Origin of the sequence: Muriicola sp., assembly GCF_041567615.1 — a bacterium.
GTDB lineage: Bacteria > Bacteroidota > Bacteroidia > Flavobacteriales > Flavobacteriaceae > Muriicola.
In genome coordinates, this window is the sequence record NZ_JBFGBM010000026.1 from 1 (window position 1) to 20170 (window position 20170).

Annotated in this window: 15 protein-coding genes; 6 read left to right on the forward strand and 9 right to left on the reverse strand. The window is 50.3% G+C overall.

The genetic code is table 11. From position 1 onward, the window contains the following. Positions 1-257: 257 nt before the first annotated feature. Entirely contained in the window at positions 258-1499 is a 1242-nt protein-coding gene (locus ABYP73_RS03125) for an ATP-binding cassette domain-containing protein (protein ID WP_372973417.1), read from the forward strand. A gap of 37 nt (positions 1500-1536) precedes the next feature. Continuing rightward, entirely contained in the window at positions 1537-1914 is a 378-nt protein-coding gene (locus ABYP73_RS03130) for a hypothetical protein (protein ID WP_372944770.1), read from the forward strand. A gap of 30 nt (positions 1915-1944) precedes the next feature. On the opposite strand, the gene secDF is transcribed toward ABYP73_RS03130, so the two are convergent. Both secDF and ABYP73_RS03140 read right to left on the reverse strand, forming a co-directional pair. Continuing rightward, entirely contained in the window at positions 1945-4899 is a 2955-nt protein-coding gene (gene secDF / locus ABYP73_RS03135) for a protein translocase subunit SecDF (protein ID WP_372973418.1), read from the reverse strand. A 190-nt stretch (positions 4900-5089) separates the two neighbouring features. After that, positions 5090-6016, reverse strand: a complete 927-nt coding sequence (locus ABYP73_RS03140) for a malate dehydrogenase (protein ID WP_372973419.1) — start codon at positions 6014-6016, stop codon at positions 5090-5092. A gap of 322 nt (positions 6017-6338) precedes the next feature. Between ABYP73_RS03140 and ABYP73_RS03145 the strand changes: the two genes are divergently transcribed. Continuing rightward, positions 6339-6710 carry a hypothetical protein gene (locus ABYP73_RS03145; RefSeq protein WP_372973420.1) on the forward strand — a complete coding sequence of 124 codons (372 nt, stop codon included), beginning with the start codon at positions 6339-6341 and terminating at the stop codon, positions 6708-6710. A gap of 82 nt (positions 6711-6792) precedes the next feature. On the opposite strand, the gene ABYP73_RS03150 is transcribed toward ABYP73_RS03145, so the two are convergent. Both ABYP73_RS03150 and gyrB read right to left on the reverse strand, forming a co-directional pair. Beyond that, entirely contained in the window at positions 6793-7806 is a 1014-nt protein-coding gene (locus ABYP73_RS03150) for a DUF6588 family protein (RefSeq protein ID WP_372945543.1), read from the reverse strand. Positions 7807-7878: 72 nt separating this feature from the next. Continuing rightward, positions 7879-9816 carry a DNA topoisomerase (ATP-hydrolyzing) subunit B gene (gene gyrB / locus ABYP73_RS03155; protein WP_372945544.1) on the reverse strand — a complete coding sequence of 646 codons (1938 nt, stop codon included), beginning with the start codon at positions 9814-9816 and terminating at the stop codon, positions 7879-7881. 330 nt (positions 9817-10146) lie between these two features. Between gyrB and ABYP73_RS03160 the strand changes: the two genes are divergently transcribed. After that, positions 10147-11598, forward strand: coding sequence for a DASS family sodium-coupled anion symporter (locus tag ABYP73_RS03160; protein WP_372945545.1), 1452 nt, complete (start codon positions 10147-10149; stop codon positions 11596-11598). 84 nt (positions 11599-11682) lie between these two features. On the opposite strand, the gene asnB is transcribed toward ABYP73_RS03160, so the two are convergent. Beyond that, positions 11683-13353 (reverse strand): asparagine synthase B, encoded by a 1671-nt coding sequence (gene asnB / locus ABYP73_RS03165; protein ID WP_372973421.1) that lies wholly within the window; start codon positions 13351-13353, stop codon positions 11683-11685. 239 nt (positions 13354-13592) lie between these two features. Here asnB and ABYP73_RS03170 point away from each other — a divergent pair, with 239 nt between their 5' ends. Further along, entirely contained in the window at positions 13593-14138 is a 546-nt protein-coding gene (locus ABYP73_RS03170) for a DUF2911 domain-containing protein (protein ID WP_372973422.1), read from the forward strand. Between the two features lie 49 nt (positions 14139-14187). On the opposite strand, the gene ABYP73_RS03175 is transcribed toward ABYP73_RS03170, so the two are convergent. Further along, a complete protein-coding gene (locus tag ABYP73_RS03175; RefSeq protein ID WP_372946302.1) occupies positions 14188-15810 on the reverse strand; it encodes an amidohydrolase in 1623 nt (540 codons plus the stop codon). Between the two features lie 95 nt (positions 15811-15905). Next, on the reverse strand, positions 15906-16667 hold the full coding sequence (locus ABYP73_RS03180; RefSeq protein ID WP_372946157.1) for an NYN domain-containing protein: 762 nt from the start codon (positions 16665-16667) through the stop codon (positions 15906-15908). 152 nt (positions 16668-16819) lie between these two features. Here ABYP73_RS03180 and ABYP73_RS03185 point away from each other — a divergent pair, with 152 nt between their 5' ends. After that, entirely contained in the window at positions 16820-17617 is a 798-nt protein-coding gene (locus ABYP73_RS03185) for an NIPSNAP family protein (protein WP_372973423.1), read from the forward strand. Positions 17618-17621: 4 nt separating this feature from the next. On the opposite strand, the gene ABYP73_RS03190 is transcribed toward ABYP73_RS03185, so the two are convergent. Both ABYP73_RS03190 and ABYP73_RS03195 read right to left on the reverse strand, forming a co-directional pair. Next, positions 17622-18719, reverse strand: a complete 1098-nt coding sequence (locus tag ABYP73_RS03190; protein ID WP_372946159.1) for an OmpA family protein — start codon at positions 18717-18719, stop codon at positions 17622-17624. Between the two features lie 144 nt (positions 18720-18863). Further along, positions 18864-20170, reverse strand: a 1307-nt coding sequence (locus ABYP73_RS03195) for a TonB-dependent receptor domain-containing protein (RefSeq protein WP_372973424.1), incomplete at its 5' end; no start/stop codon positions are given.

Sequence of the window (20170 nt, forward strand, 5' to 3'; positions counted from 1 at the left end):
ACCCGGCACGAACGCCCAGGTGGGAGTATCTGTCTGGAATCTCCTCGACAGGGACAATACCCTGAGCCGGTTTTATCGCGTCGGCAATCCTGGGGAGGCGAGGGATTTTACACAGAATTCCCTGGGTATTACCCCCAATGCCGTCCTGAGACTGAATTTTTAAGTACTCCCGGGTTGTCCTTCCCGTCCTCACATTCCGCCGAAGGACTATCTTTGCTGATAAAGCCGAGACTTTTCTTGTGACAAACCAACCTGTTTTGATAAACCACTGGGCCATTTTTACTGATAATTCGACTCCTTTAGCTCCCCTGGCAGACAGGCTCCTCAACGGACCCCAGCCCGAGGGTTTTGAGTCGCTGGAAGGCAAAAGAGGTGCACTTTTCTCCACCTCGGAGATCCTCAGGTGGATGGAGGAAGAATTGAGGCACGACCGGAAAGTACTGACCCGGGATCGCGAACAAAGCCTCCAGTCCATGTCGAGCGGCGAACGCAAAAAAGCCCTGTTCGCCTTTATTCTGGAAGAGGAACCGGATTATCTCATCCTCGACAATCCCTTTGACAACCTGGACCCATCTACCCGGGAGGAACTTCGGGAGAAGATCATGGGACTATCAGCCACGGTCTCTGTGATCCAGGTCCTGAGCCGTAAGTCAGATCTGCTTCCTTTTATTGAAAAACACTTCTACTGGAAAGAGGACAAACTTTTGGGTACGGGTAAATCTGAGACGGCATTGGATGAACTGGGACATGCCAATGAACCCTTCCCGGAAGCTCTCCCCCCTCCTCCTGAAAATACGGTATACACGGACCGTACCCTGGTTGAACTCAGGAATGTTTCTGTTTCATTCCGGGATAAGAAGGTCCTCCACCGAATCTCCTGGAAGATCGCACCGGGGGATTTTTGGGAATTGAGAGGACCTAATGGGAGCGGGAAGACAACCTTGTTGTCCCTGATCACGGGTGACAGTCCAAAGGCCTACGGCCAGGAGATCAACCTGTTCGGGCATAGGAAAGGGAGTGGAGAAAGCGTTTGGGATATCAAGCAGCACATCGGGTATATCACGCCTGCCCTCACCGACCGGTTCCGGGGCTACCACACCCTGGAACAGATGCTGATCTCAGGTCTGGTAGATTCCATCGGCCTGTACACCCTCCCAACGGAAAAACAACGGGAACTGGCCGGATCATGGCTGAAACTTCTGGGGCTTGCAGACCGGAAAGACCACTATTTCCACGACCTGAGCAAGGGGCAGCAGCGACTCATCATGTGCGCCCGGGCCATGATCAAACACCCATCACTCCTTATTCTGGATGAACCCACAGCCGACCTGGACGACCACTCAGCCCAACTGGTCGTTCATTTGGTGAACAAGCTCGGAAGGGAAAGCCATTCTGCCATCCTTTTTGTATCCCACCGGGAAGAACCGGGGCTTCGCCCCGGGTCTGTCCTGCAACTGAACCCGACCCAACGGGGCTCTGAAGGGATCATTTTGACCTAAGTGCTTATTTTCATATTTTGAGAAAAAATTGGACAAAATGCCTTATACCATAGAGCACAGGGTGCATCCCAAATATCTCGAAGTGCATGTAAAGGCGGAGATCGTTCCTGGCAAAGAATTAAAAGAAGCCAAAGAACGATGGAGCAGAATCGCTGACTTATGCAAGTCTACGTCCAGGAATTTAGTTTTGGCCTATATCGACCTCAAAGGTCAACATTCAACATATTCCCAATTCAGTCTTGTGGATGCCGCTGCCAACATGGGATGGTCTCCGGATTACAAACTTTCGGTCGTGGTCAAGAATCAGGATCGGTTCAATCACCTTTCTTTTACCGAGACGGTCATGAATAATCTGGGGTATGAAATGAAACTCTTCCTCAAAAGGAAAGAGGCTAAGAAATGGCTTCTATCATAAAAAAACCGCTCCTGGGAGCGGTTTCTTTTTTTATCGGTTCTTCTTGGAGATCTTTTCTTTTAAGGTATCGAACATCACAGGCGTCGCGATGAACAGGGAGGAGTAGGTACCTACGATGATCCCCACGATCATGGCGAACATGAATCCTCTCAGTGTCTCACCCCCGAAAATAAAGATCGCCAGAAGTACGACCAGGGTGGTGAGGGAGGTATTCAGGGTTCGGCTCAAAGTACTGTTCAGGGCCTCGTTGATATTTATCCCGGCGTTGAATCCCTTTTCACTGACGATCTCCCTTATCCTGTCGAAGACCACCACTGTATCGTTCAGGGAGTACCCGATTACCGTCAGAATAGCCGCTATAAAAGCCTGGTCGATCTCCATGCTAAAGGGCATGTAAGCGCTGAAGAAGGAGAAAACTCCCAGTACGATGAGTACGTCGTGGAATACGGCGGCCACCGCACCCAGGGAGAACTGCCATTTACGGAATCGCAGCAGGATGTAAAGAAAGACCACGGCCAGGGAGCCCAGTACGGCCCATACCGCATTCTTTTTGATATCGTCTGCGATGGTCGGACCTACCTTACGGTATTTCATAACACCTATATCCTCATTGGTTCCTCCGGGGACAAAATCCTCATAGGTAGCCCCGTCCGGAAGATATTTCTGTAGGGTGTTGAAGAGTATACCCAGGATCTCGTCATCGACCTCTGTTCCCTGAGCATCTACCTTGTATTTCGTAGTGACCATGATCTGGTTGGCATCTCCGAAGGTCTTTGCACTGGCACTTCCCAGGACCGCGGTAAGGTCATTGGTAATCTCTGAAGGGTTAACCGGATCGATAAAACGGATCTGGTAGTTGCGGCCTCCGACAAAATCAACTCCCTGATCGAGCCCCTGGGTGAAGAGAGATGCCACCCCTGCAGTAACTATGATGGCCGATATGACGTAGGCGATCTTCCGCTTGCTGAGGAAGTTGATGTTCACATTCTGGAAGAGGTTCTTCGTGATTGCGGTAGAGAAGGTCAGGGACCGACCCTTTCCTGAAATATACCAGTCGACCAGTAACCTTGTAACGAAGATGGCAGTAAAAAGCGATGTCAGGATACCAATGATCAGGGTGGTCGCAAAACCTTTGATAGGCCCTGATCCGAAAACGAGCAGGATCAGTGCGGTAAGTCCGGTGGTAATATTCGCATCAAGGATGGAAGACAGGGCATTGTTGAATCCGTCATTAATCGCCTGTCCCTTGCCCTTGCCCTTGTGAACTTCTTCCTTGATCCGCTCAAAGATGAGCACGTTCGCATCCACAGACATTCCAATGGTCAAAACAATACCCGCGATCCCGGGAAGGGTGAGCACCGCGCCCAGACTGGCCAGGACGCCGAAGATCAGAACAATGTTAAAGACCAGGGCGATATCGGAGAAGATACCTGCCTTGCCGTAGTAGAAGAACATCCAGATCAGGACAAAGACCATGGCGATTACGAAGGAAGTGAAGCCACTGTCTATCGCTTCCTGCCCTAAGGATGGCCCTACGACAAAGGAATCGATGATCTCCGCAGATGCCGGCAGTTTACCGGCTCTCAATACGTTGGCGATATCCTTGGTCTCATTTACCGTAAAGGTTCCTGTGATCTCGGAACTACCCCCTGAGATTCCCCCAACCTGGGAGACACCCGGAGCCGTGTATACTTTGTTGTCGAGTACGATGGCAATTCCTGTATTATTCAGATTAGCCTCATTGGTGAGTTTTTCCCATTCCTTGGCCCCCCGCACATTCATGTCCATCCCAACCGCGGGACGGTTGAACTGGTCGAACTGGTCGCGTGCATCGCTGACCACATCCCCGCTGATCCTCGGAACTCCTTCCCTGTTCGATTTCAGGGCAAACAGGGCAGCTACCTCAGAATTCTGGGAAGGGCGTTCCCAGAGGAATTTGGTGAATTGTACTTCTGAAGGCAGCAGCCTTCTGATCTCAGGCATGCGCAGCCAGGATCCGATCTGAGCCGTATCCTTGATGGCAGCGATCCCAATAGCAAAGCCGGGACCGTTTAGCTGAAGTTTTTCAAAGAGGGGGTTGCGCTCCGCTGTCAGGTCGAGTGAATCCTGGGCCACATCAGAGAGGAGGGTATCGATCTCGGAGGCTTCTTTCACCTGTTCTTCCTCACTGTCCTCTACCAGGGTCTTGAGTTGTTCGTTCGCCTGAATGAAGAAATTGATCAGGGGCTGGTTACCCGGCTCGTAGGTCTCCCAGAATTCGAGCTGGGCCGTACTGGAGAGCAGGTCCTGGGCCCTGGCAATGTCCCTGGCGCCGGGAAGTTCTACCAAAATTCGCCCGGAGGTACCTTCGCGCTGAATATTGGGCTGGGTTACCCCAAATCCGTCAATCCGTTCCCTGAGGACCTCAAAGGCAGATACAATGGATTCGTCTATCTTCCTCCTGATGATAGGTTTCACCTGGTCATCCGTCATCTGGAAATTGATCTCGTCGCTCAAACCCTTATTCGCAAAGATGTCAGGAGAAGCCAGTTTGGTATCACCCTTGATGTTGTCGAAAGCCTCAAAAAAGAGGTTGAGGTAGGTATCATCGCTATTTTTAGAGGCCTGGTCCGCATCGGCCAAGGCCTTATTGAACACAGGGTTCCTGGTATTGTCAGCCAGACCTTTCAGGATGTCCTTTACGGAGATCTGGAGGGTTACGTTGATCCCCCCCTTCAGGTCGAGGCCCTTATTGAGCTCTTTCTTTTTCGCCTCGTTGTACGTGGTATAACCCAATATTGTATTGTCGCCAATGGAATCGAGGTACCTGGCTTCCAGAGCTTCCCGCTCAGCTACGTAGTTATCTTCTGTCGATGGGATCCTCGCGGTGGCATAGGTTTCTGCCTCATCCTCGAGTCTGCTGGTAATGAAGGTGTAAGAGAGTTGGTAAATACTTACCAGTCCGAACAAAAAAGCAAAAAGCTTTATCAGGCCTTTATTCTGCATCTGATTTTTTTATTAATTGATGGATTCCGTAAATAGCGTGCAAATATATCATTTCCAAGAGGAACTGACAATTTATTTCTGGGATTTATAGGTCATTTTCAGACACTGAAAACCGACCCTGTGCACCCGCTCAAGAACAGAAAAAAAGCGCTCCTCAGGAACGCTTTTTCTTAAGTTTCATCCGTTTGTTTCAGACCTGCAGCAAACCGTTGGTCTTCCTTACCCCTTCTGCACTCTCCTGCATTTTGACCTTTTCAGCCTTGTCGAGATCGATCTCAACGATCTTTTCTATCCCGTTCCTTCCCAGGATCACAGGAACGCCGATACAGATATCCTTCAGGTCGTATTCCCCATCGAGAAGTACGGAGCAGGGAAACATTTTTTTCAGGTCACAAGCAATGGCCTGCACCAAAGCCGATACGGCAGCGCCTGGGGCGTACCAGGCACTTGTGCCCAGCAATTTGGTCAGGGTGGCTCCTCCTACTTTGGTGTCTTCCACCACCTGAGAAAGGCGGTCTGCAGAAAGGAATTCCGATACTTTTACACTGTTTCGTGTAGCGTGTCTGGCCAGGGGTACCATCCCTGTATCGCTATGGCCGCCGATCACCATCCCATCAACGTCTGAGATAGGAGCTCCCAGGGCTTCTGCCAGCCTGTATTTGAATCGTGCGCTATCCAGGGCACCTCCCATTCCGATGATCCGTTCCTTAGGCAGGTCCGTGACCTGGTGTACGAGGTAGGTCATGGTGTCCATAGGATTGCTCACCACGATAAGGATCACATCAGGGGAATGTGCAATTAAGTTAGTAGCCACATCCTTCACGATCCCGGCATTGATACCGATGAGTTCTTCCCTTGTCATCCCCGGTTTTCTTGGGATTCCTGAGGTAATGACGGCAATATCGCTGTTGGCCGTTTTGGAGTAGTCACCGGTCGTTCCCGAAATTTTGGTGTCAAATCCATTGAGGGAGGCGGTTTGCATGAGATCCATGGCTTTTCCTTCGGCGAAACCTTCCTTGATATCCAGGAGGACGACTTCCGATGCAAAATCCTTGATAGCGATGTACTCCGCGCAACTGGCCCCGACAGCACCGGCACCTACTATAGTAACTTTCATATGTGTGTATTTTTCTTGTGTTAAACGATCTTGAAGACGATGGTCGGCAGGGAGAGAGATCCTTTAAAAACCGAGCTTCCCCAAAGACCCAAACGCCTCGCAAAAATAGCAATTTATGAGGGAATTTCAGGTCCGGAGCAGCGGAAACTTTTAAGAAAAAAGAGTCCGAAAAGAGGTGAAAGTCACATAGAAAGCGGAGGGTGCAAAGTGACGTTCATCGATTTTTTCGATCCCAGGTATGCCGTTCATCGAAAAATAGTAATAGAGTCTGATTCCGAGGCGTTAGAAATCAGTAACAGATCCCAAATCTAAAACCTACGTTTTGAAAAAGCTCTTTTCCCTATTGGCCATCGTCACTGTTATTTCGATGAGCAGTTGTACTGAGATCCCGGAAAACAACGACCCCATTATCGGGATTTGGTCTAAGGTAGATTTTGTCACAGACCAGGAAGCCGGAAGGTATACCAGCAAGCAGGAATGGATCTTTAACGATGTATACCTGGGACGCTACCATTCCTATGAAGGCAGCCAGTTGGAGGTAAAGACGGATTTCAGCTGGACGGAAGACAACGGTGTATATACCATCTCCTATCCGGGTACCGATATGCCCGAACAAAGGGTAAGCATGAAAACATCCGAAGAAGGCACTGTCCTTGAGGATACTCAAGGCAATATCCTTGCTCTGAGAGAATAAGAGACCCCCTGACTTTTTTCTATATATTGAAAAACAGCCTTCCGTTGGGAAGGCTGTTTTTATTTCTTGTATAAGGCAACTGCTACCTGAATCCAAAGCTCAGCCCAAAGGAGAAGTTGTTGAACTCAGCCAGGGTATAATCGGCGTGGAGCCTGAAAAAGCCCAGTTTGAGTTTTGTCCCCACGTTGGCGGTGACTCCGCTGGCATCCTTGTTCAGGGTGAAGGGGTCGGTGATCGTTTGTTGAAAAGGCCCGGACTGAACGTCGTAAGTACCCAGGATGGCCGTTTCTGATTTTCCGCTAAGGTATCCCAGGCTGCCATAAAAATTGATGATCGGCAACTTGGTAGAGAGCACTGCCTGGAAAACCCACGTATTGATCTTTGCATCGATTCGCTGATCCGATCCCGCGATAATATTAGTGTCCGTGAAATCGTATGTCCCGTTGATATGGGTATATCCGATCACACCAGAAATGGCGATGGGCAGGATCTTGTCTGCAGGAAGGTGTTTGGTAAATTCGTGCTGTATCCCAACCCCATAGAGACTGATCGCGACATCATCCGTGTCTATCTTTGGCAGGAAACGGGCTTTGATCTCCGTGCCCTTGATGAGTCCTACGCTACCCTGGATATATCCGGATGGGATAAAATTGATATCCTCGGCTGCGAGACCTGAAGGGAGATCGAATTCCTCCCTGGCTGTAATTCCGGGGGCGACCTCGTCTTCCACAAATACCCTGATCCCCTGAATATCTCCCAGGGCCGTGGACACGGTCTTTGAAGTACTTCCGTCCACAAACTGGAGGTTCTGGTAATCTGCTGTATTCAAGACAAAGGTCTTTTTGTCTTCCTTGTTCTTGAATCCGGTGAGGTTACCGATCACGGAGATCTCAAACCCTCCCAGGGGTTTGGCATCCCCCGTATTGAACCAGGAACCTGCAATACTGTAAATGGCCCCTTCGGAAACCGGAGCCAGGTAATCATTCATAAAGGTCTCTGCATCCTCTACCCCGGCCGCAAAGAGGTCGTTGACATTGGATTGTGCCTGGGTAGCCAGCACACAGAATCCCATCATAGCAAACAATAGATTTTTCATATCGATGTAATTTTGCCTAAAACTAAAAAACTCGCCCTGTAGAGGCGAGTTTTTGTTGTGTAATGCCTTTTTTTATGCATCAATGTTGGCGTAGACCGCATTTTTCTCGATAAACTCCCTCCTTGGAGGTACCTCATCTCCCATGAGCATGGAGAAGATTCGGTCTGATTCGGTCGCATTGTCAATGGTCACCTGCCGCAGGGTCCTGAATTCCGGATTCATGGTGGTCTCCCACAGCTGTTCCGCGTTCATTTCCCCAAGACCCTTGTACCGCTGGATGCTGACCCCTCCTTTGTAACTCTCCGCGATGGCATCGCGTTCCTTGTCATTCCAGGCATAGCTCTTTTTGCTGCCTTTTTTAACCAGATAAAGGGGTGGGGTAGCAATATACACGTGACCTGCCTCTATCAATTCGCGCATGTAGCGGAAAAAGAAGGTCAGGATCAGGGTCTCGATGTGGCTACCGTCCACATCCGCATCACACATGATGATCACCTTGTGATACCTGAGTTTGTCGAGGTTGAGCGCTTTGCTGTCTTCCTCTGTTCCGATAGTGACACCTAAAGCAGTGTATATATTCTTGATCTCCTCATTCTCGAAGACCTTGTGCTGCATGGCTTTTTCCACGTTCAGGATCTTACCCCTGAGTGGCAGGATGGCCTGGAAGTTTCGGTCCCTGCCCTGTTTGGCGGTACCTCCTGCCGAATCCCCCTCAACCAGGAATACCTCGCATTTGGCGGGATCCTGTTCCGAACAATCCGATAGTTTCCCGGGCAGTCCTCCACCGGACATGACATTCTTTCGCTGAACGAGTTCCCTTGCCTTGGTAGCCGCATGTCGCGCCTGGGCGGCCAAGATAACCTTCTGAACAATGATTTTGGCATCGTCCGGATGTTCCTCCAGGTAATTGGTCAGCATCTCGGAAACGGCCTGACTCACCGCCGCGGATACCTCCCTGTTCCCGAGTTTGGTCTTGGTCTGTCCCTCGAACTGGGGTTCTGCCACTTTTACGGAAACAATCGCCGTAAGACCTTCCCTGAAATCATCCCCCTGTATCTCGAATTTGAGTTTGTCGAGCATCCCGGAAGAATCTGCGTACTTCTTCAGGGTTGTGGTTAACCCCCTGCGAAATCCGGAAAGGTGGGTACCTCCCTCGTGGGTATTGATATTGTTGACATAGGAATGCAGGTTTTCAGTATACCCCGTGTTGTACACCATGGCCACTTCCACGGGGATGTCATTCTTCTCCCCTTCCATGGAGATGATATTCTGAATGAGTGCCTCCCTGTTTCCGTCCAGGAATCGGATGAATTCCTTCAAGCCTTCTTCCGAATGGAAGACATCGGAAACAAACTCCCCATCCTTTTCCTTCTGACGGCGATCCGTGATGGTAATAGTAATACCCTTGTTGAGATAAGCCAGCTCACGCATTCGGTTGGCCAGGGTCTCATAGCTGAATTCTATGGTCTGTGTAAAAATCAATTCGTCAGGGTGGAAGGTCACTTCCGTACCCCTGTCCTTGGTAGTTCCCGTACTTTTTACAGGATACAGGGCCTTACCCCTTTCGTATTCCTGTTCCCAGATCTTTCCATCTCTGAATACGGTAGCCTTTAGCGAATTGGAGAGGGCATTTACCACAGAGACCCCAACACCGTGGAGACCCCCGGAGACCTTATAGGAATCCTTGTCGAATTTACCTCCGGCGCCGATCTTGGTCATGACCACTTCCAGGGCGGATACCCCCTCTTTCTTATGGAGGTCTACCGGAATTCCCCTACCATTGTCTCGGACAGAGATCGAATTGTCTTCATTGATGACCACACTGATCGTATCGCAGTGGCCACCCATGGCCTCGTCTATGGAGTTATCGACAACCTCGTACACCAGATGGTGCAGCCCTCTTACCCCAACGTCCCCTATATACATGGAGGGACGCATCCTCACGTGTTCTATCCCTTCAAGGGCCTGAATACTGTCGGCTGAATAATTACTTTTCTTCTCTTCGCTCATAAAATCGATTAAGGTTTCACTTCAGAGCAGGGATTTCCGACCCTGTTCTACCAAACGCAAAAAACAATCCTGAAAGGTTCAAAATCCGGTGGATTTATCCGCTTAGAAACCTCTGGGATTGCCTGCGATTCAACAATCTCACAAATATAAGGAAAACCCCGTGGAATATAGGGATGGGGGCGAAATGAAGTGGTGAAGTTATCAACAATTTAACAACAATTTTACACCCGATTCGCCCAGAGGGACATTATTGAGAATATACATGACAAATATTAGGTTTTCTTCCTTTTTTGTAGGTTAATTTTGCTGAGCAATCCAATCCTGTTGATCATGAGCGATTCCCGCGGTGTTTCTCTGAAGTTGATGTCCCATATTCAAAAGGTCGTAGATGTTCAGAGCAAGGTCATTTATTTCCTCCTTTGTATTATCCTGTCCTTCCTCCTTACCTATTCCATGTATGAACCCGGGCTCGACCAGGCGCAGATATATGTTCTTTTTCTTCTGTTCCTGGCTATTGGCCTCTGGGTCACCGAGGCGATCCCACCCTTCGCTGTGGGCCTGATGGTCTTTGGTTTCCTGATCTTTGCGATGAACAGCCACTATTCTCAGGTCGATCCGGACAATGTCAGAGAACACTACATCGGCTACATCAATTCGTGGTCGAGCAGCGTGATCTGGCTGATGCTCGGCGGGTTTTTTATCGCGGAAGCCATGAGCAAGACCCGGCTGGATAAAGTCGTGTTCGACCTCAGCATTTCCAGGCTGGGTACCTCACCCAGGAGGGTGCTGCTTGGACTCATGCTCACCACGGCCCTTTTTTCCATGATCATGTCCAACACGGCCACGTCAGCCATGATGATCGCCTCTGTACTTCCATTTCTCAATACGCTGGAAAAGGACGACCCCTTGTCAAAAGCCCTCCTCATCGGCATCGCCGGGGCGGCCACCATTGGCGGGATGGGAACCCTGATCGGCTCTCCCCCCAACGCCATCGCCGTGGAGGCCCTCAACAATCATGGGATCGATATAGGTTTCCTGGAATGGATGATGATCGGGTTCCCGATCTCCCTGATACTGACCGTTATGTTCTGGCACCTGCTCTCCAGAAAATACCTGGGCAAGGAAATAAAATTGGTGATCGAACCTGAAAAGTCTTCGGTACCGGTCGATGATGAATTCAACAAATTCGAGAGAATCAAGAAGAGGATCGTCCTGGGCGTACTGGCCCTCACCCTCCTCCTCTGGCTTACGGAAAAAGTACACGGTATCCCGGCTTCTGTGGTATCCCTCCTCCCCATTATCCTGCTGACCATGAGTGGCATCGTCAATGCAGACGACGTGCGCAAGCTGCCCTGGGATACCCTGATGCTGGTTGCGGGCGGCCTCGCCCTGGGACTGGCCATCAAAGAGACCGGACTGGCATCTTATTACGTGGAAAAGATCGCCGGTTTTGAGTTGAATTTCATCGCCCTGGTGCTTCTATTCGGTTTTCTGACCGTTATCCTGTCTAATGTGATGAGCAATACGGCCACAGCTACGGTCCTCATTCCCCTGGGGATCATCCTGACCTATCAGAACCCCATCGTTTTGCCCCTGGTCATCGGTCTGTGTGCCTCCACAGCTCTTTTCCTGCCCATTTCGACCCCCCCTAACGCCATAGCGTACAGCACCGGGAAGCTCGAACAAAGGGATTTCCGGTTTGGCGGACTCGTTCTGGGCATTCTCGGACCCCTGATCATCTCCGGGATCGTACTGTTGATCTTTGTGGTTTTTAAGAACTGATCTCCACACCGCGGACAATAAAAAAAGCACCCATCAGGGTGCTTTCTGCGTATGATCAAAACCTGAATCGGTTATCGATTCCTCTCATTTTACGTAGGCGTCTTCGTGTACCTTGGCCACGGCCCTGCCCGAAGGGTCGTTCATATTCTTAAACGCCTCATCCCATTCCAAGGCGATCTGTGTACTGCAGGCCACTGAAGCCTCCTGTGGCACGCTCAGGGCCGCTGCATCGGAGGGGAAATGGGATTCGAAGATCGACCTGTAGTAGAATTCCTCCTTGGAAGTTGGGGTCTGTATGGGAAACCGGAACTTGGCATTGGCCAGTTGTTCATCGCTGACTTCCGCCGCCACCATTTCCTTCAGGGTGTCGATCCAGCTGTAACCCACGCCATCTGAAAACTGTTCTTTTTGCCTCCAGGCAACGCTCTCGGGAAGATAAGATTCAAAGGCCTTTCTCACCACCCATTTTTCCATGCGTTCCCCGTTGATCATCTTGTCCTGAGGGTTGATCCTCATGGCCACGTCGATGAATTCCTTGTCGAGAAAGGGCACCCTGCCTTCAATTCCCCAGGCCGCGAGGGACTTGTTGGCCCTCAGACAGTCGTACATGTGAAGTTTTTTCAGTTTCCTGACAGTTTCCTCGTGGAATTCCCGGGCATTGGGAGCCTTGTGGAAATAGAGATATCCCCCGAAAAGCTCATCAGCCCCTTCTCCTGACAGCACCATCTTGATCCCCATAGACTTGATCACCCTGGCCATGAGGTACATGGGCGTGGAGGCTCTGATAGTGGTGATATCATAGGTCTCCAGGTTGTAGATCACATCCTTGATGGCATCGAGACCTTCCTGAATGGTGAATTTAATCTCGTGGTGGACCGTACCGATGTGCTCAGCCACCTTCCGGGCTGCAGCCAGGTCCGGGGACCCTTCCAGGCCAACGGAGAAGGAGTGCAGCTGTGGCCACCAGGCCTCTGTGGTATCATCAGACTCTATACGTTTCTGGGCGAATTTCTTGGCGATGGCAGAAGTCACGGAAGAATCAAGGCCACCGGATAACAACACCCCGTAGGGCACATCAGACATCAGCTGCCTGTGAACCGCCGCTTCCAGGGCCTCCCGGATTGCGTCAATACTGGTCTGGTTTTCTTTTACCGCATCGTATTCCATCCAGTCGCGTTCGTACCATCGCTTCAACTCCCCCTCAGAACTGTGCAGGTAGTGCCCGGGAGGAAAGAGTTCGATCCTGGTGCAGGTACCTTCCAGGGCCTTCAGCTCGGAAGCGACATAAAAGGTGCCGTTCTTATCCCAGCCCATGTAGAGGGGTATGATCCCCATATGGTCTCTCGCCACAAAATACTCGTCCTTTTCCGAATCGTAGATGGCAAATCCAAAGATCCCGTTCATCTCATCGAGGAAGGCCGGACCCTTCTTTTGGTAAAGGGCGAGCATGACCTCACAATCCGATTCCGTCCTGAACTGGTATTTTCCTGCGAACTGTTTTCTCAGTTCCCTGTGGTTATAGATCTCCCCATTAGCGGCGAGGATCAAGGTGCCGTCCTGACTCAACAGCGGCTGTTTCCCAGAGGCGGGATCGACGATAGCCAGCCTTTCATGGGCCAGGATAGCCTTCTCATCGGAATAGATCCCACTCCAGTCGGGTCCCCTGTGCCTCACTTTTTTTGACATCTCCAATAACTGTGGCCTCAGAACTTCAGAACTTTCCTTGAGCTCAAAGGCGCAAACAATTCCACACATACATCGTTACATTTCTGATTAGTGAGGCAAAGATGAAGATATACTTTTAAATAGAAAACACATTGTTTATTTACGTTTCTATTTATTACTTTTTTTGTATAATATAGTACTAATTGATATTGTTTTCCCTGATTTCATTTATTCCCTGAGCAAAATGTAAGATGTATAAATTTTAACGACTCTTTATAACAATCAAAAAGGCTTAGCCACTAGCTTTGAAAGAACTAAAAATCGAACTTATGAAAAATGTACTTACACTTACCTTATTGATTTGCGCATTCGCCTTTACGGGAGATGTCATTGCCCAGGATTTCAGCGGAATGGACAAGAGTCCGATGGACATGGCCTCCTACCCGTCTGACTACAAGATCTCCGACAAGGCAGTTCGGGTGATCTACAGCAGACCTCAGCTCAAGGGAAGGGCTGTGGCCGACCTGGCTCCGGCCGGAAAGGTATGGAGAACGGGGGCGAACGAAGCCGCTGAGATCACTTTTTACAAAGGGGCCACCATAGGCGGGAAGAAAATCGACGCCGGCACCTATTCCCTCTTCACCATCCCCGGTGAAGGCGAATGGACCATTATACTCAACAAGAATCTGAACCAGTGGGGCTCTTATTTCTATAAAGATTCAGGCGACGTAGTCAGAGTACAGGCCAAGGCATCTCAGGGAGCGGACTCCCTGGAGGCATTTTCCATGACCTTTAAGGAAGTGGATGGCGGAGTTCACCTGGTCATGGGGTGGGGAACCGACAGGGTAGCTGTTCCCATCACCTTTGTGATGTGATCATTCAAAACGGAATATTGAAAAGCCGAAGCAGTTGCTTCGGCTTTTTTTATTTCTTGCGTTCACCGCCTATATAGACCTGTTCCGCTTTCAGGTCCGGGACCTCATTGAGAGGAACCGTCATAATATCCCCGCTCAGGATTACAAAATCTGCCATCTTTCCTGTTTCCAGGCTGCCTTTTTCACCCTCCTCAAAGTTGGAGTAGGCCGCCCATATCGTCATCCCCTTCAGGGTTTCTTGCCGGCTCAGGGCATCCTTCATCTGGAACCCTCCTTCGGGATAGCCCTCCAGGTCCTGCCTGCCCACAGAGGCGTAGAAGGTGAGAAACGGACTCACCCTTTCCACAGGGAAATCAGTGCCAAGGGCCACCATCCCGGCCTTGTCCAGCAGGGTTTTGAAGGCATAAGCCCCTTTTACCCTTTCCTCCCCCAGCCTGTCCTCTGCCCAGTACATATCGCTTGTGGCGTGTGTGGGCTGTACCGAAGGGATGATCCCTTCCTCGAAATAATCAAAATCCGGGGCGGAGATCACCTGGGCGTGTTCAATTTTCCATCGCCTGTCTCGCTTTCCTTCCAGGGCTTTCTTGTACGCCCGTAACACGGCGATATTGGCAGAGTCCCCAATGGCATGAGTATTCATCTGGTAATCGGACGCCGCAAGGCGCATGGCCAGGTCCTCGATGTCCTCCACCGGGGTGACCATGGCCCCGAAATGCCCGGGCTGGTCTGAATAGGGTTCCCTGAGGGCCGCACCCCGCGAGCCCAGGGCACCGTCTCCGTAAACCTTCACAGATCGTACATGGAGCCTGTCCGTCTTTATGATTCCTTTTGGCAGGTAATGGTCCAGATTCTCGGGGGAGTTGCTGACCATGGCATAGACCCTCATCGACAGGTCCCCTGCCTGCTGAAGGCTGTCTATGAGCTCGATAGTCCCTCGCATCAACCCGGCATCATTTACCGTGGTGAGTCCGTAATCTATACAAAGTGCCTCCGCATCCTTCAATGCCTTGATGTCCATTGCCCTCGTGGGAGGTGGGATGATTGCATCGATCATGTACATGGGATTGTCTACCAGGACCCCTGTGATTTTACCGTCCTTTTTGATGATCTCACCCCCCGTGACCTTCGTTTTTTCCGTAATACCGGCCATATCCAGAGCCTTCTGGTTGACCAGGTAGGCATGTCCGTCTACCCGTTCAAGGGCCACAGGTGTATCCGGGAAGAGCCTGTCCAGCTCTTCCTTGGTCGGAAATTCCTTGACTTCCCAGTCGTTCTGGTCCCAGCCCCTTCCCTGTATGAAGTTAGAGGGATTCTCTTCGCTGAACTGCCTGACACGTGCCAGGACCTCCTCATAACTTGTGGTTCCAACGAGGTCTACTTTCAGCTGGTTCAGGCCCAGGCCGTAGAAATGGCAATGAGCATCAATGAGTCCGGGTATCACGGTTTTTCCTCCGGCATCCACGACTTCCTTGCCGTCATACTTCCCGCTGATGTACTCAGAGGTGCCTACTTCCAGGATCTTCCCGTCCTTTACGGCCAGGGCTTCCGCCTTGTCAAAGGCTTCATTGACGGTGTATATATGGGCATTGAGGAGCAGCAGGTCTGCAGGCTCTTTGGAGGTCTGACATGAGGTGATCATCACCAGCAAGGTCAGGAGAAAAAGCTTTTTCATATATAAATTTGTTCCGGGTAAAAGACCCAATTTTTCTAAGGCTTCCAAAAATAGTGAATTCGGCAAATACAAAATACAGGAGGTAATCCTATGGCTTATCTGCGAGAACCTTTACCTTTTTTCTCCTTAATCTTGACGTAGATCAGCTTTTTTCGGCCTTTGGCGTCTTCCCGTCTTTCGATATCAAACTCCCCCATGGCACTGATCAGGGGGGTGAGCTTTTGGTATCCGTAGTTCCGTGAATCAAAATTGGGCTGTTTCTTTTGCAGGAGGCTACCCACATCTCCGAGAAATGCCCAGCCGTCGTCATCGGCCACATCATCCACGGTGTCTGTGATCAGGTTGATGTCCTTTCTGGTGATCTTATCCACCCCGCTCTTTTTCCCGGCTTTGCTGTCCCCGGTATCCGCAGAGGATTCTTCCGATTGCTTCTTGAGGATCTCGATGTATATAAACTTGTCGCAGGCCACGATAAAGGGATCGGGTGTTTTCTTCTCCCCTATTCCAAAGACCAGCATCCCGGCTTCCCGCAACCGAGTGGCCAGGCGTGTAAAATCACTGTCACTGCTCACCAGGCAAAATCCGTTGACCTTCCCGGAATACAAAATGTCCATGGCATCGATGATCATGGCTGAATCCGTGGCGTTTTTCCCGGCCGTATATCCGTATTGTTGCACGGGGGTGATGGCATTCTCCAGCAGGACATTCTTCCACTTCCCCAGGCGCGGATTCGTCCAGTCGCCATAGATCCGCTTGATGGTGGGATTTCCGTACTTGGCGATCTCTTCCATCATTTCCTTAACATAGGCCGATGGGATGTTATCCCCATCTATCAATACTGCTAAATTCAGGTCCATTAGTATCCTTTTTTGTAAAGGTCGACATAATACTCTAATTCCCCGAGTTTCCTGAATGTATTCTTTAATTGCCCGGAAACGTAACGAGTCTTTTGTTATCCGGAAAATATAGCCCATATCTGTTAAGTTTGTATTACCTTAATCCCATGGCCATGAAAAAATTCTACGGGGGCGTCTCAATTGCCGGACTGTTGACCTTGCTCATTTTTTCGTCATGCAATGTAAAAACAGAGAGTTCGATCATTCAGGACTTCTTTGAGCTCAGGATTTATGAATTCTCTGACGAGTCTCAGGAAGCACAACTGGACGAATTTCTGCAAAACGCGTTTTTACCGGGACTGAAAAGAGATGGCATTGAGGACATAGGGGTTTTTAAATTTGTACCCGAACTGCGCGATAGTCTGAAACAGGTCTTTGTCCTGTATCCCATCCGGTCTTCCGCCCACTTCGGGCGGATTTCCGAGACGCTGTTTGCCGATTCTGTATTTCGAAAAAAAGCTGAGCATTTTCTCAATGCTCCTCACGATGCTCCTCCCTATGAAAGACTTCAGGTGGTCCTGCTAAAACCCTTTAAGGACATGCCCTTCCTGAGGCCTTCTTCCCTGGAGGGTACCCGGGATAAACGGGTGTATGAGCTCCGCAGCTATGAATCCCCAACCGAATCCCTGTACAGAAACAAGGTGGAAATGTTTAATGAGGGAGGTGAGATCGAACTCTTCGAAAAACTCGGCTTTAACGCCGTCTTCTACGGGGATGTACTGGCCGGGGCCAGGATGCCGAATCTAATGTATATGACTACCTTCCGGGATATGGAAACAAGGGATTCCCTTTGGAACGTCTTCTTTGACAGCCCTGAATGGAAGGCGCTGATCGACAATCCTTACTACGCCGACAATGTGAACAAAGCGGATATCCTCTTACTCACCCCAACCCCGTATTCAGACTATTAGGGAATCACTCCATCCTTGTCAGGATAAACTCCACGCGCCTGTTCTGCCGCCTTCCTGCAGCCGTGGAATTATCTGCGACCGGGAGGCTGCCACCATGTCCCTTCCAGGAGATGCGGTCCTCAGGCAGGCCAAGCCCCGTGAAATACTCCACAACGGCTTTACAACGGTTGCCGGAAAGCCTCATATTGTAGTCGGCCAGGCCCACAGCATCCGTATGTCCATGGATCACGATGTGCAGGCTGGGATCTTTGATCAGGAAGTCGTAGGTTTCCTTTAGGTAGTCCTTGGCAGAATCCAGGAGCCTGTATTCATCAAAATCGAAGAGTACGTGCTGGAACAAATGGGGGGTATTCAGGGTGGGCATTTCCTTGCCAGGCGTGATTCCGGTAATAGAACCCCCCTGCCCGGGAGCGATAAGGGATACCATGTCTATATAGTAATAAGCTCCCTGCTTCGCATCCTTTTTGATCAGGAATTTCCGGGTGCGCGCATTGTTTTTAAAATTCCCAAGAGTCATATACCTTTCGCCCCCCTTAGCCGTGTAGGAAGTGGTCACCAGCATCCATTCCTTCTTGTCGTTGGCAAAGTGGGAATATCCTATTTCCACATAGGAAAAGAGGTTGTCCGGGTTTGAATAGAGATGACGCTTGGACAAATCCTTCTGGATCTCAAACTGCAAGGGATCCCTGGAGAAGACCACCCCGAAGGCGTTGATCGCAAAATCAGATCTCTCTGCCAGGCTGACAAAGAAACTCAGTTCATAGGTCACTCCTTCCACAAGGGGGGAAAGCAACTGGGCCTGCATGTATTCCCTGTAGTCATTAGGGGCGTACAGGTAGAACCCGGCATATCCCTGGCCGAAATCGGCCAATTGGGTGCCGTTGAAGTTCTTCGGTGTTCCCATGGCCTCGCTGCACCCGTGAAAATAATCGGTAGACCCACGTGTAGGAGTGGACCAGCTCACTACATCCGTATTGAAATTTCCCAGTTTACCCGGACATTCCCTGTGTTCCTCGAAGCTGGGGTTCAGGACCAGATTCTGGGCAGCTGCAGTTCCCGAAACCGCGAGCAACAAACCTAGATATGGAAAGAATCCTTTCATCGGCAGGCATTCTACCCTTAAAAGTAAGGATTGTATGCATTACAGGCATCTAATCCCCCCGTTTGGACTGTAAACATCGATAAAAGGCGACCAGGCAGGTCCCAGCCTACACCTAAACTCCTGAGGAAGCGCTGTATCCGCCTGTTAGAAATCAAATTTATAGGTCAGCCCCCCTAAAACCTGTAAGCTCTGCACCCGGAAGTTGGCCCATCGCTGGTAGTCATTGTTCGCTAGGTTGCTCGCCCTGGCATAGACAGACAATTGGTCACTGAAACGATAGCCCAGATGGGCATTTGCATCAAAATAGCTGTCGAGTGTCAGGATGGTCGACGGAAAATCAGCCGGTTGGGTGTTCGGCACCGCCTGTGAAAAGAGATCTTCCCGCTCGCCTACAAAAAATAGGGAAGCCCCTCCAAACCATTTCTCATCGATTTGAACATCCATGAACAGGGATCCTTCCACATTGGGAAGGTTCCAGGCAGGATTATCGGTTTCCGTATCGTAATCCCTGACGGAGGCATTGACTCCCAGAGAAAAATTCCGGCTGATGTCGAGGTTGAGCTCCCCGAAAATGCTGAGTGTTTTTACATCGTCGTAGAACAATTCGAAGGAATTCCCATAAGTGTAACCCTTCTCGTCATTCCTGAAATCATTTTGAGGATTGAGTTTAAAGAGGGGTTTCCTGTTCTCTGCCAGGTATGATCCCCTGACGTTGTAGCTCAGGCTGGGCAAAAGTTGCCCCTTGAAACCGATCCTCGCATCGTACTGCTGATCCGTAGGTTGAATCGTAAGTGTAGGGGACACGAAGGGATTCTCCTCCGAGAAATCAGCATAGGAATTCTGCTTCAATTCGCCGCTCACACTTCCATACACGATCACCAGCTCTTCAAGTAATTCATAAGTGGCCGTTACCTGAGGATAAATGTAGAAATTGCTGTCGCTGTTCTCCACATCCATCCCGTAAACGAGTCGGGCCCCCAGCCTGAGGCTGAGCTGGTCCTGTTCGATCAGGATAGACGGACTGATCCCCGCCTGGAATAGAGCGTAGTTGATCCCGTCGGTATTGGCAGTGCTGTTCACGCTGGCATTGGCAAACTCTCCCCCTACATAGTCCACGTGAATCCCCAGGGAAAAGGAATCCTGGCTTAAAGGGAAATCCAGACCCGTTGAAAGATAGGCCCTGTTCTCCCCTGAGGAAACGGCATCCCAGAATCTCTTTACCATAAATTCACCGCTGCCCAACAAGGATTCGCTCTGTTCGAGACGGCCCCTGAGTTCGGCGCTGTAATATTGCTGTTGCTCGTCTATCCCTGCGATGGTCGCCTCGTCAAAGACGCCTTCAGGAATCCCATACCAGTTGTACAGACGGTGGCTGCCCCCGGCCGAGATCCCCCAACTTCCATTTCGTCCTTTACCGGAATAGGAGGCCGTCAGTGCGGTATTGTAAAAAT

Coding starts and splice junctions, on each gene's coding strand:
- ABYP73_RS03130 (WP_372944770.1), top strand. CDS start 1,537: ATGCCTTATACCATAGAGCACAGGGTGCATCCCAAATATCTCGAAGTG.
- secDF (WP_372973418.1), bottom strand. CDS start 4,899: ATGCAGAATAAAGGCCTGATAAAGCTTTTTGCTTTTTTGTTCGGACTG.
- ABYP73_RS03140 (WP_372973419.1), bottom strand. CDS start 6,016: ATGAAAGTTACTATAGTAGGTGCCGGTGCTGTCGGGGCCAGTTGCGCG.
- ABYP73_RS03150 (WP_372945543.1), bottom strand. CDS start 7,806: ATGAAAAATCTATTGTTTGCTATGATGGGATTCTGTGTGCTGGCTACC.
- gyrB (WP_372945544.1), bottom strand. CDS start 9,816: ATGAGCGAAGAGAAGAAAAGTAATTATTCAGCCGACAGTATTCAGGCC.
- ABYP73_RS03160 (WP_372945545.1), top strand. CDS start 10,147: ATGAGCGATTCCCGCGGTGTTTCTCTGAAGTTGATGTCCCATATTCAA.
- asnB (WP_372973421.1), bottom strand. CDS start 13,353: ATGTGTGGAATTGTTTGCGCCTTTGAGCTCAAGGAAAGTTCTGAAGTT.
- ABYP73_RS03170 (WP_372973422.1), top strand. CDS start 13,593: ATGAAAAATGTACTTACACTTACCTTATTGATTTGCGCATTCGCCTTT.
- ABYP73_RS03175 (WP_372946302.1), bottom strand. CDS start 15,810: ATGAAAAAGCTTTTTCTCCTGACCTTGCTGGTGATGATCACCTCATGT.
- ABYP73_RS03180 (WP_372946157.1), bottom strand. CDS start 16,667: ATGGACCTGAATTTAGCAGTATTGATAGATGGGGATAACATCCCATCG.
- ABYP73_RS03185 (WP_372973423.1), top strand. CDS start 16,820: ATGAAAAAATTCTACGGGGGCGTCTCAATTGCCGGACTGTTGACCTTG.
- ABYP73_RS03190 (WP_372946159.1), bottom strand. CDS start 18,719: ATGAAAGGATTCTTTCCATATCTAGGTTTGTTGCTCGCGGTTTCGGGA.